A 17,192-nucleotide genomic window follows, 5' to 3' on the forward strand; every position below is an offset into this window, starting at 1 on the left:
ATTGTGGGGATCCTTGGAGCTACGCCCAACCGGCTTCAGGGAGAAGGTCGACCTCCTCGGTGGTTTTAATGGCCTCTTCCGGTCGAGGTGTGGCTTCTTGGCAGCGCTCCATGGCTTGAAGAAGCAGGGCTTCCCCTTCCTGCACCGTCTCAATGCGACAGAGGAGAGCACGGAATTGAGAGGCTCCGGCAAAGTCTTTGATGTACCAAGTCATGTGCTTGCGGGCCTGACGGATGCCACGTTCTCCCTTGTACTCCCAGAGACCGCGCAGATGCTCTAAGGCCATTTGAATCCGCTCCAGGGGAGTGGGGGCCGGTCTTTCTTGACCGGTTTTCAGGAAGTGATCGATTTCCCCCACCAGAAAGGGATAGCCCATGGTGCCGCGGGAGCACATCACCCCATCGGCGCCGGTTTCTTCCAAACACTTCACCGCTGCGGCTGTCGAGAAAATATCCCCATTGGCGATGACGGGAATGCGCAGGTGCTGTTTGACGCGGCGGATCCAGTCCCAGCGGGCTTTGCCGTTGAAGCCTTGGGCGCGTGTCCGGGCATGCAGGGTGAGCAGTTGCGCCCCTGCCTCCTGCAGACGGTGGGCAAAATCCAAAATGTTGATCTCCTGATCTGACCAGCCCAGGCGCGTTTTCACGGTTACGGGCACCTCCACTGCGTTGGCCACCGCCTCCACAATTCGCGCTGCCGTGTCGGGATCGCGGAGCAGAGAAGAGCCACCGCCGTTTTTGGTAATCTTGTTCACCGGGCAGCCCATGTTGATGTCCACCAAGGTCGCCCCTTCGTCCACCGCCATGCGGGCCGCTTCCGCCAGAAAGTCGGGCCGACAATCAAACAGTTGGATGCCAATAGGCTGCTCCCCCTCGCCAACCTCCATGATGCGGGGCAACTGGCGGGCATAGTGCAAGCCGGTCGCACTGACCATTTCCGTGTAGACCAAGCTGTGGGGGGCAAAACGGCGTACCAGCCCTCGAAAGACCTGGTCGGTTACCCCTGACAGTGGCGCCTGAAAGACGCGACTCAAAACCTTCACCCCACCGATATTGAGGGGCTGGGACAAGCGGGCTTGGAGTTCCGGCGAAAGCTGCAGGCCCATCGGGATCTGGAGAAGGCTATCCCTCTTTGTTGACAAAGTAAAGAAGACCCATGATGCGCGCTCGTTTGATCGCGGCGGTGAGCTCCCGCTGTTGTTTGGCAGTCAGGCCGGTGATGCGGCGGGGCAAGATCTTGCCACGCTCGGTAACAAATTTCTTGAGCAGCTCCACATCGGTGTACCTAATGGGCTCTCCCGGCTTAATGGGAGACAGGCGGCGGCGAGCGTAAACCATAGGTCAGGAGAACGGCGAAACGGCTTGAACTACTTAATCTCTTTGTGGACGGTGTGGCGGTTGCAGTGGGGGCAGAATTTCTTCAGCTCTAAGCGGGCTGTTGTGTTGCGGCGGTTTTTGGTGGTGGTGTAGCGGTTCACGCCTGGAGAGCGCTTGTTGACGTTGGTGCGGCACTCCGTACACTCCAGAGTAATGATGATGCGGGCACCCTTTGCTTTGGCCATGACGGATCCCAAGACGAAGGTAAACGGCAATGAGGAAACTGCAATCCCAGATCCTGAGGCTGGAGATGGGGGTTTACCTCGATAAGCGCGATCACCAATTATCCAACTTTTCCTTGACGGAATCAACCCAAGTTTTCACGTGCTTGCCCGTTTGTTGCCGTAGGCTACGGGCGTTGCGATCCACATCTTTGCTCAGGCGCTGCAACTGCTTGGACAGATCCCGCACGGCGTCATTGCGCTGGGCTTGGCGCAGCAGGTCGCGAGCAGCCGATTTGACGTCGTCAGCAGCGTCCCCCTCTAGGATGTCCTGCAAAAACCGCAAGACTTTTTCATCCAGGTGGTAGCCCCGCTCCGCTTCCACCACTAGGGTACGTCCGGCGCGGTCGTGAATGGTTTGGCGTTTTTCCTTGTCGAAGACGGCAAACAGCCCATCCGCAGCCAGAGGCACCAGCAGGGCCTCCGTGAGCACAAAGAGGGAGAGCACTCCCTCTCGAGCCAGAGAGCGAACCAGGTGCGGCGAGGCTTCGGTTTCGGGATCCAGGGTTTTGATGTTCAGCAGCCATTTGCCGAGGCTTTGGCCCTCAGGACGGGATTGGAAATAGCCGCGGTTCACCAGCCAGGTGGCGAAGAAGGCGAGATAGCCGGTCATGTCCACGGCGCCTGCATTGGCCCCTACCAGAGCAGCCAAGCCTTGGGCTAGGTAGGAGATCCCCAGCCCCAGCCCAAAGTCGAGGGCAAAAGCCCCAATTCGTTTGCTCCAGGGAGCCAATTTTGGCAGGGGTTCTCCCTCAGCAGCCGTTTGCGGGGCTGGCCGCTCGGCTTGAACCGGGGGCAGAGAAGTGGCAGGGGGCAAAGCGCTGAAGGTTCGCCACTCGCCAGCACTTTGATCCAGTTGTTCGGTTTTGGGCCGCTCTGGAAATTGGGGACGTTCGGGGTAAGGTCTGGGATCCGTCATTGCCGGTTGAGACAGTCAGTTCTATCATTCTAGCGAGGCAAGCCCACACCCACCGGCCGAGGGGACGGGCTGCGACGGGGGATCTCGTAGGTCAGCCGATCGCGGGCCAGCAGGGTATTGGGAAAAATGGCCTGAGCTTCTGCCAGCAGGTCTTCCAAGGTAATGGGGGCCTCTGGGGTGTAGCGGGGGCTGAAGTGGGTGAGGATCAAAGTTTGGGCCTTGGCTTCGGCGGCCACTTGGGCGGCCATGGCGGCGGTGGAATGCTTAGAGCGGCGGGCCAGCTCCAAGTCAGCCTGAGCGTAGGTAGCCTCGTGGATGACCAGATCCGCAGCCCGGGAGAGATCGACGGCGTTGCGGCAGAAAATGGTGTCGGTGCAGTAGGAGAATTTGCGGCCCGGAATGGGATCCCCGACATAATCCCGTCCGTGAAAGCAGCGGCCCTGCCAGATGATGGATTGGCCGGCCTTGAGCTGCCCATACAGAGGGCCAAAGGGGATCCCATCGGCTTGGGCTTTGGCTGCATTGAAGCTGCCTGGCCGATCCTGTTCCACCACGCGGTAGCCGAAGGCGGGCACCCGGTGATCCAAGGGCGCGCAGAAGACGGAGTATTCCGGCTCTTGCAGGATGAGACCGGTTTCGACGGTGTGAACGCGGAAGCCGTAGGGGATGCGCGTCTCGCTGTAGCGCAACACGGCCTTCAGGTACTCTTCCAGGCCCGGCGGGCCGTAGATATCGATGTGCTCAGGGGTGCTGCCCAAGCCACAGGAGGCCAACAGCCCCGGCAGGCCGTAGATGTGATCCCCGTGCATGTGGGTGATGAAAATGCGGCGCAACTGGCTGGGGCGCAGCTCGTCTAGGCGCAGCAACTGGTGCTGGGTGCCCTCGCCACAATCGAACAGCCACCATTCCGACCGCTGGGGAAACTGCACCGCCACCCCGGAGACATTGCGCTGGCGGGTGGGCATGCCGGAGCTGGTGCCCAAAAAGGTGATCCGAATGGCATTGGGATCTGTCACAGGGGCAAGACCTCAAGGATTGGGATCCCTAGCTTACCAATTGCTGATACATTTACGCTGAACACTACTGAACATCACTGTTCAACTATGCAGCGATAGCATTCTGTTTGTTTCCAACCAGAATGGCGGTATCCCGCAAAGCTTTGAGTAGAATACCCAAAGCGCAGTTTCCGTGTCGTCTTACTACCAATTTTCTGCTTTGCTTTGGCTACCATGTTGGCAGACTCGAAAGTAAACAGAAAGATCAACTGGTAGTAATCCGTACTGAACATATTATACATTATTTTCAGTATAGTTGAGCTTATTATTGACTAGAGTCATGCTCTCGCTGGCCGAGAAAAAACCCTTGATAGGATGGGGAGTAGAACGTACCCTTGAGCCTTCTCGTCATGATCACCCTGACCGATAGCGCCATCCAAGAGTTGAAGCGCCTGCGCAGCAAGTACGAAAAAGAGGGATCCCAGCCCATCCTGCGTCTGGGGGTCAAGCCGAGCGGCTGCTCTGGCCTCTCTTATGTGATGAACTTCGAGTCTCAGGCCAACCCTGACGATCATACCTTCGACTTTGGGGATATCCAGGTGGCAGTGGATCCCTTGAGCATGACCTTGATCAGCGGCACCACCGTCGATTTTTCCGAGGATCTGCTGGGCGGTGGCTTCCGCTTCAAGAACCCCAACGCAGTCGCCAGTTGTGGGTGTGGCACCTCCTTTGCCACTGCTGAGACTGCTGCTGTCGTTGGTCACTAAAGTCTCAATCGCTGCCTCCCACCCGCCTTTGGGCGTCAACGGTTGGAGGGCTCTAGGCTGGGCAGCCAAAGGACAAACCAAGTCCATCCCTTCTGGCTGGTGACCCGGATTTGGCCCTGCAGATACTCCACCCAATGCTTCACCAAGGCCAGTCCAAGGCCGCTGCCCGGCTGCGCCCAGGGATCCTCAGAAGGCACACGGTAAAAGCGTTCGAAAAGGTGGGGCAGGTGTTCAGGCTCGATTTGGGCGGTATTGCCGACTCTTAACTCAACCCCACCGGGAAAGGCTTGCCCCTCTAAGCGGAGGGTTCCGCCCGGCTGGGTGAACTTACAGGCATTTTCCAGCAGTTCCTTCAGGATCAGGGTTAGCTGCTGCGGGTAGCTGTAGAGCACTGCGGGAAGTGAGGTCAGCTCCGCCATCTCCAGCTTCAGTTGCCGGGCTTGAGCCCGTTCTCGCACCCCGTCGAGCAGGCTTGTGCAAAGGCTGTGGAGATCGATGGCGGCAGCCGCAGAGCTCAACTCTTTGGCTTCTAGGCTCTGCAGATCCAGCAATCTGTTGATTAGCTCGATTTCAGCTTGACATTCTTCCAGGGCAATGCGGTGGTATTGGCGCTGCTTCTCGTCTAGAGGGGAGCGGCCCAATAGCTCCAGGGCCAGCTTGATCTTGGTGAGGGGAGTGCGCAGCTCGTGGGAAACGCTGGCCAGAAAGCTATCCTTAAGGCGGCTGAGCTGCTGCAAGTCCTGTACCTGGCAGGCCAACTGGGCGGTACGTTCCTGCACTTTGGCTTCTAGGGCTTGGTTAAGTTCCCGCAGGTGGCGTTGGGCTTGGCTGGCCTGGATCAGGTGACGGATACGCCGCTTCAAAACCGCCCAACGAATGGGTTTGGAAATGTAATCGCTGGCCCCGGCAGCAAAGGCTTCATCCACGCAGGACTCATCTTCCAGCGCCGTGACGATGAGAATGGGCAGATCCGAGTTTTGAGCATGGAGGCGGCGACAGCACTCAAACCCATCCACATCCGGCATGACCGCATCCAGCAAGACCATATCCACTGGGTGTTGAGCGGCTAGCTGCAGACAGACTTCGCCGCTGCTGGCTTCTAGAACTTGGTAGCCTTCTCGCTCAAGGGCGTAGCGAACCAAGAGTCGCTGGCTGGGCTCATCGTCCGCGATCAACAACAACGGCTTCTTTTCAGGAGAGGGGGATCCCGCCTGGGCCTCAGGAACCGCCGGCGAGCTGGCCGGAGGATGGGGATTAGGCCTCAGCATAGGCATTGAGAGGAGAGGGAGAAAGGCTCTGCACTCAGGAGGAGAGACTGAGGGTAACTTGCCGATATGCCACCTCCAGCTGCTGCACGGCTTGCTCTATAGTATCCCATTTTACAGAACTGGCTGGCTCGGCATGAACCAGCTTTTCCAACTGCTGACACAGCTCGGCCAGACGTTTGGCGCCCAGGGTGCTGCTGCCGCCTTTGAGGCGGTGGGCCAACCGAGCAATGGCTTGGGGATCCCGCTGCTCTAGGGCCTGCCGCAGGGATCCCAATAGAGCTTCGCTGTCCTGCCGGTAGGTTTGGATCATCTCCTGCCAGGCTTCTGGAGAGCTGAAGACTGCCCGCATCTGGGCGAGGATAACGGGGTCGAGGGGCGGATCCTCTTCTTGGCTGGCCGGGATGGGAAGGGGAAGGGATCCCTGAAGAACCCGGACTAGGGCGGCTGGCTCCAAGGGTTTGGTTAGATAGCCATCCACCCCAGCAGCTTGGGCAGCAGCACGGCCTTCCGAAAACACATTGGCCGTGAGGACAACAATGCGAGGCTGGCGCTCAGGAGGCAGTTCAGCGCGGATGCGACGGGTGGCCGCAAGACCATCCAGCTCCGGCATTTGCATATCCATCAACACCAGATCGTAGGGTCGCAGGCGCAGAGCTTGGACGGCTTCCAGACCGTTGCCGACTATGTCGGGCCGGTAGCCCAATCGCTCCAGCATGAGGCGAATCACCTTCTGGTTAACCGGGTTATCCTCTGCCACCAGGATCTGAAGCGGGTAGCGGCTGGCCAGGGTCGCGTCCCAAATGGAGGGAGGAGCGGCGGGAGAGGAAGATAAGGAGGAAGGAGCTTTTTCTCCCACAAGCCCCAGCAGCAGCTTCCGCAGTTGGGAGGCTTTGACCGGCTTGGCCAAAGTGGGGAGAGGGTCTGCTGTGGAGATGAAGTTGCGCCCCGTCAGCACTAGGGGTAACAGGCGGGGTTGCGCTGTCTGCAGGTCAGCCGCCAGGGTCAAGCCATCCTGGCCTGGCAGGGTGGCATCCAGAAGGGCCAGGTCAAAAGGACGAGTTCTAACTGCAGCCTGGGCTTCTGCCGCCAAGGCACAACAGGTTACCTCCATGCCCCAAGCGCTCAGCAGTCGGGATAGCAACTGCCGTTGACTGGCGTTGTCTTCCACCAGCAAAACCCGCTTGCCGGCCAAGCACGGATCCGGTGCGGCGGTTGGCAACAGCTCCTGGTCTGGCCTCTTTAGGGGGATGCGAAAGCGAAAAGTGGATCCCTGGCCCGGCTGACTTTCCACCCCGATTGCTCCCCCCATGAGCTGGCAGAGACGCTGGCTGATGGCCAAGCCCAGGCCGGTGCCCCCAAACTGGCGGCTGATGGAGCTATCCACCTGGCTGAAGGGCTTGAAGAGGCGATCCAATTTTTCGGGGGGAATGCCAATGCCTGTATCCCGCACCTGAACGTTGACCCATTGCTTTTCAGGATCCCTCTCCCCGGCCTCGACGGTCACCACCACCTCTCCCTGGGGGGTGAACTTGATGGCGTTGCTGAGCAGATTGGCCAGGATTTGGCGCAGCCGGTTGGGATCCCCTATCAAGGTTGGCGGCAGGTTGGGATCCACCCAGGCCACCAGTTCCAGATCCTTGCTCTGGGCTTGGGCGGCCATCAGATCCAGCAGCTCCTCCACCAACTGCGGCAAGGAAAAGGGTATTTCCTCCAGTTCCAGTTTTTGGGACTCGATCTTGGAGAAATCGAGGATGTCGTTGATCAGGTTCAGCAGCACCTCGCCTCCATAGCGGATGGTCTGTACCCAATCCTGCTGCTGCGGATCCAAGGAGGTGTCCAGGAGTAGACTGGTCATCCCCAAAATGGCGTTGATGGGGGTGCGGATCTCGTGGCTGATGGTGGCCAGGAACTCGCTCTTGGCCCGGCTGGCGGCTTCGGCAGCTTCCTTAGCTGCTTTCATCTGCTCTTCTGCCAGCTTGGCTAGGGTGATATCCCGCCCGGCGGCGTAGACCAGGGATCCGGCCAAAGAGGCTCGCCACTCGATGAAACGATAGCTGCCGTCCTGGGTGCGGTAGCGGTTGACAAAGTGATCCAGCCGTTTCTCTTCGATAAGCTGCTGCATGGCGGCCTGCGTGGCGGGGAGGTCGTCCGGATGAACCCACTCCAAAAACGGTCGGCTCTGGAGCTCCTGCAGGGAATAGCCCAGGGTGGTCTCCCAGGCGCGGTTGAGACGGCGAAAGTACCCTTGGGCATCGGCAATGCAGAGCAAATCCAGAGCTACCGAGAAAAACTGCTCCAGCTCCGCTTCTGCCGACTTGCGGGCAGTGATGTCCACCGCGGTAAACACCCAACACGGGATCCCGCGCAAGACAAGGGGCTGCACAAACACGTCTTCCCAGACAACTCGGCCATCCTGCCGCTGCCATTGCCACTCAAAGCGGGCGGATCCCTGCTGGCGGGCTTGCTCCAAGTAGGACTGCAAAGCAAACTCCCTCCCCTGCAAAGCCCGGCGATAGGGAGACTGCTCGCAAGCGTCGAAGGCCCGCAGCTCCTCCAGGCTGGAAAACCCGTAGGCGGCAATGGCTTGGGAGTTGGCCTCCAGGATCTCGCCGGTCTCGGCATGACGGATGAGGATGGCCACAGCGGCATTCTCAAACAGCGCCCGGAACTTCTGCTCGCTTTCCTGGACGGCCTGCTGGGATCGCACCCTGTCGGTTACATCGCGGACGATCACCACCACCTCTTGGGGGTTGAGGGGCACAATGCGCACCTCTTCGTGGCGGGTCTCTCCTTGAATCTCGATGCTTTGGTCGTAGCGCTGCCGCGTCTGGGTAGCTATAGCCTGCTGAACAAAGAAAAGCCGCCGCTCGGCCAACTCCGGTGGCAAAAGCTCCTGCAGGGATCGGCCCACGTAGGTGTCGGGTGAGCTATAGGGAACAACCTCGCCCCCCCAGACAAAGCTCAAGCAAATGCCCTGGCTATCCAGGCGGAAGATCAAGTCGGGAATGGCTTCTAGAATGGCTCGCTGGGTGGCTTCCATTTCTCTAAGGGCCAACTCCGCCTGTTTCCGCTCGGTGATATCTCGCACCAGGATGTAAACTTTGTCTCTCCCGTGAGCGACAACGCAGGCTCTCCGATAGCAGCGGATCCCCGGCTCAATCTCAACTTCGTACTCTAGGTACTGCGGCGTCTGGCTGACCAAGGCCCCCTCCGCCAGAGATGGATACTGCTCTTTCAGCGAGCCAGTAAACACGTCTTGGGCGCGGCAACCCACGTAAAACTCAGGCGGATGTCGGGTGGGAACGTAAGGGGAAGGCTTGCAATGAAGAATGACTCCCTCGGCGCTGAGCTCAAAAATCAAGTCGGGAATGGCCTCGTAGAGGGCGCGGTAGCGAGACTCGCTTTCCTGTAGAGCCCGCTCCATCTTGACCCGCTCGCTGATGTCGCGGCTGGTGATGAGGATCCCATCGCCCACCGGCACCACTTGGTGATGGATCCAACTGGCCTTCAAGCCCGGCTGCCCCGAAATGGGGAACTCCTCTTCCAGAGGAATGCCGGTTTCCACCACTCGCTTGTATTTCTCAAAAAAGCCCCCCCAGCGGTTGATGGGCAGCAGCTCGCACAGCCGCTGGCCGATGATCTGCCGGCGCTGGAGGGAAATGAGCTCTTCCCCCTTGGCGTTGACATCCACAAAGACAAAGTCGCGGATCTCGCGGGTAACGGGATCCCGCACCGCCTCCAGCAGGTAAATAGCATCCAAGCTGGCTTCCAAGGCTGCCCGAAAACGAGCCTCTGGGCTGGGGGTGCCTCTAGGAGGTTGGAAGGGAAATCTTCGAGAAAGGGATCCCAGGATCCCTCTGAAGACAGAAAGCGGCTGACTTTCCCCCAGGCTGACGCCAAGCAGCAGGAGAGCCAAGAAGAGGGATCCCAGCAGCCAAAAGGCAAGGCCAGAGGGATCCACCAGGCCCACCGTTTTCCCTACCGCCCATAGCTCTCTGTGCATAGAACCCAGAGATTCCTGCCCCCTTTCCACAGTATCCCAGCAAGTCTTTCCAGCTTATCTTGGAGGTCAAAAGAGGAAGCTCAGCTAACTTGCGGAAATGGCCTCTGTACAACCCCTTGAGGATGGCTTTTGGGGGAGACGAGCCTCTGCTCAGAGTTTCGTTTCTGGATGCAGCAGGGAGAGAGACTCTTTATTGTGAAGATGCTTTATTGTGAAAAATAATTGTGAAGATTCAGCGGGATCCCTTGCGCCAGCGGCAATAGAGTTTTTCCAACTCCACCCAGACCATAACCACGGTGCTAGAGCCCAAGCAGATCAAAAGTTCAGTGCGGGTTAGCTCCTCTGTGCCAAAGAAGCTGCGCAAGAAAGGCACATAGAGCAGAGCCAATTGCAAGAGCAGAGTGGTCAGGACCGCGCCCAGCAGGTAGGGGTTGGAAAAAGGGTTGGTCTCGATGGTGAGCTTCTCGTTGGAGCGCACGGCCAGCGCATGGCCCATCTGGGCGATACACAGGGTGGTGAGGACCATCGTGCGCCAGTGGGGGATGTAGGCTTCCACAATGGCCATCATGAGGATTGTGGAGATGGCAAAAACCACGCCGATGCGCACCATGTAGGCTCCCAGCCCCTGGGCGAAGATGCTCTCTTTGGGGTTGAAGGGGGGGCGCTGCATCACCCCTGGCTCCGCCGGTTCCAAAGCCAAGGCCAGAGCGGGCAGGCCGTCAGTCACCAAGTTCATCCACAAGATCTGTAGGGGTGTCAGCGGCACATCCCCCAAGCCCAGGATGGGGGCGGCAGCCACCGTCAGCACTTCGCCGATGTTGCTGCCCAAAATGTACTTCACAAAGCGGCGGATGTTGCTGTAGACCACTCGCCCTTCTTCAATGGCGGCCACGATGGTGGCGAAGTTGTCGTCCAGCAGCACCATATCGCTGGCCTCTTTGCTCACATCGGTGCCCGTGATGCCCATGGCGATGCCAATATCCGCTTGGCGCAGGGCAGGGGCGTCGTTGACCCCATCCCCGGTCATGGCCACGAACTCGTTTTGCTTTTGCAAGGCCTGGACAATGCGCAGCTTGTGTTCGGGGGCGACGCGGGCATAGACCCTGACGGTTTGTACCGTTTGCAGCAGCTCCTCGAAACTCAAGCGGGAGAGGGTACGCCCGTCAATCGCCTGATCCTCCGACTCGAGAATGCCCAGCTGGCGGGCAATGGCAACAGCTGTCAGTTGGTGGTCGCCGGTAATCATCAACGTGCGGATCCCGGCTTCTCGGCAGCGGGCCACGGCCTCTCGTGCCTCTGGTCGCGGAGCATCGTGCATCCCCACCAAGCCCAGCCAAACCAGGTTGTGCTCCACCTCTTCCCCGTTGTCCGGGATCCGCTCTAGCCTCTGGGTGGCTACCCCCAGAACCCGGATACCTTGGGCGGCCAGGCGGTTGTTGGTGCCGAGGATGGCTTGGCGATCGGTTTCCGACAGCTCCTGCCAAGTGCCCCCTTTCTGGATACGATCACACCGCTCTAGCACCAGCTCTGGGGATCCCTTGGTGTAGACGCAGTAGCCGCCGTTTTCTTGGATCACCACGCTCATGCGTTTTCGTTCCGAGCTGAAGGGGAGCTCCTGCACCCGTGGGTAGCGCTCCTGTAGGGAGCCTTTGTGGAGGTTGGCCTTGGCGGCTGCCACCAGCAGGGCTGCTTCGGTCGGATCCCCCAGGATGGACCAGGTGGGCGTTGAAGGGGGAGAAGAAACTGCAGACCGAGGGTTGCGACCGGCAACGGGTTGGAGGCTGGCCTGCAACAGGGCATCGTTGCAGAACACCACGGCCCGTAAGATGGCCTGCAAATCTGGGGCGCTCTCCGGATCCATGAGCTGGCCGCCGCAGTAGAAGGAGCCCTTGGGGATGTAACCGCTGCCGCTGACGTGGTAGTGGCGGTCGGGGGTAATGATGTCGGTTACCACCATTTTGTTTTCCGTGAGGGTGCCGGTTTTGTCGGAGCAGATGGTGGTCACGGATCCCAGGGTTTCCACTGCTGGCAGGCGGCGGATGAGGGCATGGCGGCGCACCATGCGTTGGGTGCCAATGGCCAGGGTGACAGTGATCACCGCAGGCAGCCCCTCTGGTACCACGGCCACGGCCATGCTCAAGGAGGTTTCCAGAAGCGAGGTGAAAGGGGCCATACTCCCGGCTTGCAGCAACCCTATCCCCACCACCAAGGCCACCAAAGCCAGGGATCCCGACACCAGCACATTGCCCAGTTGGCTCATGCGCTTCTGCAGCGGGGTGGGCTCGGTCTCCACCGATTGCAGCAAGGTTGCCACCTTGCCCAGCTCCGTGTTCATGCCGGTGGCAGTAACCAAGAGGATCCCTCGCCCCTGAATCACTTCGGTGCCCATGAAGGCCATGTTGCGCCGTTCCCCCAGCTCGATGTCCGGCGGGAGTACGCAATCTGCCTGTTTGGTTACAGGGGTGGCTTCTCCGGTCAAAGCTGCTTCCCGCACCTGCAGGTTCACGGCCTCGGCCAAGCGCCCATCGGCTGGGATCTGTACCCCGGCTTCCAGCAGCACGCGATCCCCCGGCACCAGTTGGCTGGCTGGAACTTCTTGCCACAGGCCATCCCGCTCCACCCGCACAGTAGGGGAGGCCAGTTTTTTCAGGGCCGCCAGCGCTTTTTCCGCCCGACTTTCTTGCAAATAGCCCAGGCCACCGTTAAGGCCAACGATCAACAAAATGGCCAGGGCATCTTTGGGAAACTCGCCTTCTTGCAAGTCCAAAGTGGCTGAGATCGCCGCTACGGCGATCAGCATCAGCAGCATGATGTTGCGGAATTGATCCAGCAGGACTTGCCAGGAGCTACGGCCAGAAGTGGTGATCAGCTCATTGGGGCCATATTGCCGCTGCCTCTGGATCACCTGCTGAGTGGTGAGGCCACGATCGGGATCGGTCTGCAACTTCTGGATGGCAGCGGCGAGGGTGAGGCTATGCCAGGCAGGAACAGAAGCAAGGGGGGATCCATCCGGTGGGATCATCGCGACCACTCGAGGGTTCTTGCCGCATTTTGACATACTCCCCGCCCTCGAGGGGGAGGATTCTTGTCATCTCCCCAGTTGTTCGGGCCATAGCTCTTCTGGCGCCAGCGGCTGGGATCATCTTCAGAGCGCCAAGCCCACGACGAGGATCGAACTCGTGACCTCCCCCTTACCAAGGGGGTGCTCTACCACTGAGCCACGTGGGCAAAGCCGATGGTGGGCCGAGTTGGATTCGAACCAACGTAGGCGTAAGCCAGCGGATTTACAGTCCGCCCCCTTTAACCCCTCGGGCATCGACCCGTTGACACCGGTCTTTCATCATAGCAGAAGGTGTTGCGTAAGTCAGACACACTCCCACTGTGCCAATTGTCAGCCATCTCAAAACCGAGGAGTCAGAGTCGAAGCGGAACGAGGCAGCCCCAGAGCTGGGTATAAAGGGATCGGGTTAGGGCTGGGCACTTTTCAAGACAAACTGAATAAGGAACTTGATATCGTTTAAGACAGTTTTCTGACTCCTGACCATGATTTCGACCCTCGGCACTCCCACCCATCCAGAGCAGACCCTTTCCCCCAACCAGTCTTTGCGCCCCTTGACCAGCCGTATCAACAGCCGGGGGCACTTGGAAATTGGGGGGTGCGACGTGGTGGAGCTGGTGCGCCAGTTTGGATCCCCTCTCTACATCCTGGACGAATGGACGCTGCGCCGCGCCTGCCAGCTTTACCGTGACACCTGGGCCCGCTGCTACGCCGGGGGATCCCGGGTTTTGTACGCCACGAAAGCCTGGAATTGCCTGGCCATCTGTGCATTGGCGCTGCAAGAAGGGCTGGGGTTGGATGTGGCTTCTGGCGGGGAGCTGTACACGGCCCTGCAGGCGGGGGCCAAAGGTGAAGATCTCTATCTGCACGGCAACGCCAAGTCTCTCGACGAGCTGAACTTGGCCCTGGAGACGGGCTGTACTTTGGTGGTCGATAGCCTGTACGAACTGCAGCAGGTGTCGGCCCTGACCACGCCCGCACGGCCAGCGCGGCTGCTCCTGCGGGTTAACCCTGGTATTGACGTCCACACCCACGAGTACATCCGCACCGGACAAACCGACAGCAAATTCGGCATCGGCCAATGGCAACTGCCGGAGGTGTTTGACTTTTTGGCAGCCCATCCCCAACTGCAGTGCGTTGGGCTCCATGCCCACATTGGGTCACAGATTTTTGATCTACAGGGCCACCGCGACCTGGCGGGGGTGCTGGCCCAGATCTGGCGGCAAGGGCTGGGCAGAGGGTTGCCCCTACAAGAGCTGAATGTGGGTGGGGGCCTGGGGATCCGCTATGTCGAATCCGATGATCCCCCCTCCATCCCGGAGTGGGTGGAAACTGTGGCAACGGCGGTGCAACAAGCCTTTGCCCAGTCCGGGATCCCTTTGCCCAAGGTGCTCTGCGAGCCTGGACGATCTGTGATTGGGCCGGCTGCCGTGACCGCCTACACCCTGGGAGGGCAAAAGCGGATCCCTCCCAGCGATGACCTGCCCCAGGGACGCACCTACATCACCATCGACGGTGGTATGTCCGACAACCCGCGCCCGATCACCTATCAAGCCCGCTATACCGCCCTTCTGGCCAACCGACCAGAGGCAGAGGCCACGCAGCGGGTAACGGTGGCCGGCAAGCACTGCGAGTCGGGGGATGTGCTGTTGAAGGATGTGCTTCTGCCCGCCCCAATGGCAGGAGAAGTGTTGGTGGTTTTGGCGACGGGGGCCTACAACTACAGCATGGCTTCCAATTACAATCGCTTCCCTCGGCCAGCCGCGGTGCTGGTCAACGAGGGAGAGGCCCAGTTGATTCTGCGGCGAGAAACTTATGCCGACTTAATCCGTCAAGATGTCTTGCCAGAGCGGTTGCTGCGTTGAAGGGGAAGTTTGCCCATACCCATCTGGTCAGTAGAGGCACAGCCTTTCCTGGCAGCGCCGACCGCAGCCAACGCACCTCATGCGAGAAAGACTGGAAGACAGCCAGGAGGTGAGTGGTAGGCTGGTCTGGGGGCCGCAGTCCAACAGGGGTTCTGAGGTGCAGAACGGCACCAGGCAGAAGGTCCGCAATGAGGGGAGCGTGAACGGGGTTTTTCGCCATGCTGGCGGCCTTATGGGCTTGGCTACAGCAGTTTAACTTTCTCAGCCTCTTGGACTGGGCTCTGGCTGTCTTTCTGTTGGCTTTGGCTCTCTACTACACCCGCGAAAGTCGTGCTGGGGTGCTGGTGAGGGGATTTATAGTGCTGCTGGTGCTGTACCTGGCCACAGCCTCTCTCCCCTTGGTTCACCTGATCTTGGATCGCCTGCTCCTGGGCGCAGCTGTAGCCATGGGCGTGCTCTTTCAACCGGAGTTTCGGCGGCTGCTGGAGCAATTGGCAAGAGCCATCCGCATGGAGTGGCCGAGCAACGCAGGCGATGACGAGGAGGATCCTGAGGAAGATTTGGTGGAAGAACTGGTGCAAGCAGTGCGAGAACTTTCCCAAAACCGCACAGGAGCGCTGATTGTGATCGAGCCGGAGCAGCCAATTGACTCGCGGGTGTTTACCGACAAAGGAGTACCTCTCCAGGCGCGGGTGTCGCGGGAGATCCTGCAGACCATTTTCCAGACTTCAACTTTGTTGCATGATGGGGCTGTGGTCATCCATCGGAATCGCATTCGCGCAGCGGGGGTCATCCTGCCGGTTTCGGAGCGGGCCGCCTCTCGACAGCTGGGCACACGGCACCGCGCTGCGATGGGGATCACAGAGCAGACCAATTGCTTGTGTATTGTGGTCTCAGAAGAAACGGGATCCATTTCCCTGGCGGAGGGTGGGCGCATCGAGCGGCCTCTGACCAGTGCCAAGTTACACGAACTGCTGGTACAGCGGTTGCGCAATCCCCGCGATGCCAAAAAACGAGATGCTCCGCTAAAGGGATTGTGGGCCCACCCCTGGTTTCGCAATGGGCCGCTGCGCTGGTGGGGATCCCTTGCCGATCTGACTAAACTCTTTCGCAAACCTGAGAAAACCCTCCCCGAAGACTGAATCTCCATGACCCTTTCTCCTGCCCATCTTCTGCAGTTGCCTGCCGACCTAGATCCGCAGTTGTTGCCCCGCCATGTGGCGGTGGTGATGGATGGCAACGGGCGTTGGGCGCAAAAACGGGGCTTACCCCGCAGTGTTGGGCATCAGCGAGGGGTAGCGGCCCTGAAGGAGCTGCTGCGCTGTTGTGATGACTGGGGGATCCCAGCCCTTACCGCCTATGCCTTCTCCACCGAGAACTGGGGCCGGGCCCGCGAGGAGGTGGATTTTCTCATGACTTTGTTCGAGCAGGTGCTGTGGCAGGAATTGGGGGAAATGGTGCAGCAGGGGGTGCGCATCCAGTTTGCCGGCCAGTTGTCGGCTCTGCCCCACTCTCTGCAGGAAACCATCGTGCATGCGGTGGCCTGCACCCAGCACAACAAGGGCATTTGCCTGACGGTGGCCCTCAACTACGGGGGACGACAGGAGATCCTACAAGCCTGCCGCTCCATTGCCACCTTGGTGCAGCAGGGGCTGCTGCAGCCGGATCAGATTGACGAGGCCCTCTTTTCCCAATTTCTCTACACCACCGGCTTATCGGATCCTGATCTGCTGATCCGTACCAGCGGCGAGATGCGCATCAGCAACTTCCTGCTCTGGCAGATGGCCTACACCGAGCAGTATTTCACCCCCATCCTCTGGCCGGATTTCGACCGAGCCGCTTTTCACCAAGCCTTGCTTAGCTATCAGTCGCGGCAGCGGCGGTTTGGCAGGTGAGGATGATCCCTGGTTGGATATCCGTTGCCAACCGGCAGCTAGCGCAGAAAGCTGGTCACCAACCACATCACCGTAAACGTGATCCCCACCAACAGCGCACCAGGAGCATCGCCACCGGTGAGAGGAAGGGCAATGCCGTAGGCCAACATCAGCCCCAGGCTCAGGCCCGCCAGGGCCAAGAGAAAAGCGCGAATGAAGCGGCGCTCTTTGCGGTACAGGAAATAGATACAAGCCATCAGCCCCAAGGCCAGTTGCAGCGAGGGGTACTCATCGGGAGCCAGGATAACCCAACCCCCCAGCCCACCCAGCAGCGCCGCAGGCCAGAGGGCATCGGCGGTAGAGGGGGTATCCAACCAGCGGCTGACCCAGGGGGGATTTTGGGCAGCAGGGCGAGGCAAACTCAGCTCCGGCTCAGGATGGGCAGCCCGTTGTTCGGCGTAGCGAATGCGATCGGGAACGGCGATTTTGCCCTCTTTGCGCAGGCGCAGGCGCTGCATCAGGATGGCATCGTAGGCTTGCTCCACCCGCTCTTGCTGCTGTTCATCGGCGCCCAAGCTGGCCAGGAGCCGAGCCCGCGCCGATTGAATCTCTTCAAAAGAGGCTTCTTCGCTAATTCCCAACACCTGATACGGACTCATCTCAGCCATAGCGACCAGCCCTGTAACTCTTTATCACCTTAACCCAGCCTGCCCGACCTTCGATCCGGCTACGTAAACTACCCGACACCCGCGCTATGCGCAGGGTGCGGGCTTTATCCCAATCCCTAGCGGCCCCAGAGGACAGCTAAGTTTCGGAATTTCAGGCGAGTTTACAGTCGCCCCAAGG

General features: G+C 59.7%; 13 protein-coding genes and 2 tRNA genes. 4 read left to right on the forward strand and 11 right to left on the reverse strand.

Going from position 1 to position 17,192, the window contains the following annotated elements:
* Positions 1-19: 19 nt before the first annotated feature.
* The 5 genes from dusB to rnz form a co-directional block, all read right to left on the reverse strand.
* Positions 20-1,105: a tRNA dihydrouridine synthase DusB gene (dusB, locus tag ACVWXE_RS04175; protein ID WP_414375158.1), complete on the reverse strand. Its 1,086-nt coding sequence runs from the start codon at positions 1,103-1,105 to the stop codon at positions 20-22.
* A gap of 16 nt (positions 1,106-1,121) precedes the next feature.
* Complete coding sequence (rpsR, locus tag ACVWXE_RS04180) at positions 1,122-1,337, reverse strand: 30S ribosomal protein S18 (RefSeq protein WP_011433239.1); 216 nt, start codon at positions 1,335-1,337, stop codon at positions 1,122-1,124.
* A 29-nt stretch (positions 1,338-1,366) separates the two neighbouring features.
* A complete protein-coding gene (rpmG, locus tag ACVWXE_RS04185) occupies positions 1,367-1,561 on the reverse strand; it encodes a 50S ribosomal protein L33 (RefSeq protein WP_011433240.1) in 195 nt (64 codons plus the stop codon).
* 91 nt (positions 1,562-1,652) lie between these two features.
* Entirely contained in the window at positions 1,653-2,516 is an 864-nt protein-coding gene (locus ACVWXE_RS04190) for an RDD family protein (RefSeq protein WP_457489668.1), read from the reverse strand.
* A 29-nt stretch (positions 2,517-2,545) separates the two neighbouring features.
* Positions 2,546-3,532 (reverse strand): ribonuclease Z, encoded by a 987-nt coding sequence (gene rnz, locus ACVWXE_RS04195; protein WP_457489669.1) that lies wholly within the window; start codon positions 3,530-3,532, stop codon positions 2,546-2,548.
* Between the two features lie 389 nt (positions 3,533-3,921).
* Between rnz and ACVWXE_RS04200 the strand changes: the two genes are divergently transcribed.
* Complete coding sequence (locus ACVWXE_RS04200) at positions 3,922-4,278, forward strand: HesB/IscA family protein (RefSeq protein ID WP_457385211.1); 357 nt, start codon at positions 3,922-3,924, stop codon at positions 4,276-4,278.
* A gap of 35 nt (positions 4,279-4,313) precedes the next feature.
* On the opposite strand, the gene ACVWXE_RS04205 is transcribed toward ACVWXE_RS04200, so the two are convergent.
* The 5 genes from ACVWXE_RS04205 to ACVWXE_RS04225 form a co-directional block, all read right to left on the reverse strand.
* A complete protein-coding gene (locus ACVWXE_RS04205; RefSeq protein WP_457489670.1) occupies positions 4,314-5,546 on the reverse strand; it encodes a hybrid sensor histidine kinase/response regulator in 1,233 nt (410 codons plus the stop codon).
* Positions 5,547-5,580: 34 nt separating this feature from the next.
* Complete coding sequence (locus ACVWXE_RS04210; protein WP_457489671.1) at positions 5,581-9,549, reverse strand: PAS domain S-box protein; 3,969 nt, start codon at positions 9,547-9,549, stop codon at positions 5,581-5,583.
* 232 nt (positions 9,550-9,781) lie between these two features.
* On the reverse strand, positions 9,782-12,571 hold the full coding sequence (locus ACVWXE_RS04215; RefSeq protein ID WP_457489675.1) for a cation-translocating P-type ATPase: 2,790 nt from the start codon (positions 12,569-12,571) through the stop codon (positions 9,782-9,784).
* 134 nt (positions 12,572-12,705) lie between these two features.
* Positions 12,706-12,777 (reverse strand) — tRNA-Thr (locus tag ACVWXE_RS04220).
* Positions 12,778-12,785: 8 nt separating this feature from the next.
* Positions 12,786-12,871: transfer RNA gene (locus ACVWXE_RS04225), tRNA-Tyr, on the reverse strand.
* Between the two features lie 221 nt (positions 12,872-13,092).
* On the opposite strand from ACVWXE_RS04225, the gene lysA reads away from it, so the two are divergent.
* The 3 genes from lysA (at position 13,093) to ACVWXE_RS04240 (ending at position 16,367) form a co-directional block, all read left to right on the forward strand.
* Complete coding sequence (gene lysA, locus ACVWXE_RS04230) at positions 13,093-14,472, forward strand: diaminopimelate decarboxylase (protein WP_457489672.1); 1,380 nt, start codon at positions 13,093-13,095, stop codon at positions 14,470-14,472.
* Positions 14,473-14,690: 218 nt separating this feature from the next.
* The gene (gene cdaA / locus ACVWXE_RS04235) at positions 14,691-15,614 is read left to right on the forward strand and encodes a diadenylate cyclase CdaA (protein ID WP_414328940.1); all 924 of its coding nucleotides are present in this window, start codon (positions 14,691-14,693) and stop codon (positions 15,612-15,614) included.
* A 6-nt stretch (positions 15,615-15,620) separates the two neighbouring features.
* Positions 15,621-16,367, forward strand: coding sequence for an isoprenyl transferase (locus ACVWXE_RS04240; RefSeq protein WP_011433250.1), 747 nt, complete (start codon positions 15,621-15,623; stop codon positions 16,365-16,367).
* Positions 16,368-16,405: 38 nt separating this feature from the next.
* Here the strand turns inward: ACVWXE_RS04240 and ACVWXE_RS04245 are convergent, their stop codons facing one another.
* Complete coding sequence (locus ACVWXE_RS04245; RefSeq protein ID WP_011433251.1) at positions 16,406-17,005, reverse strand: CPP1-like family protein; 600 nt, start codon at positions 17,003-17,005, stop codon at positions 16,406-16,408.
* Positions 17,006-17,192 lie beyond the last annotated feature (187 nt).

It is taken from the genome of Thermostichus sp. MS-CIW-41 (assembly GCF_054058915.1).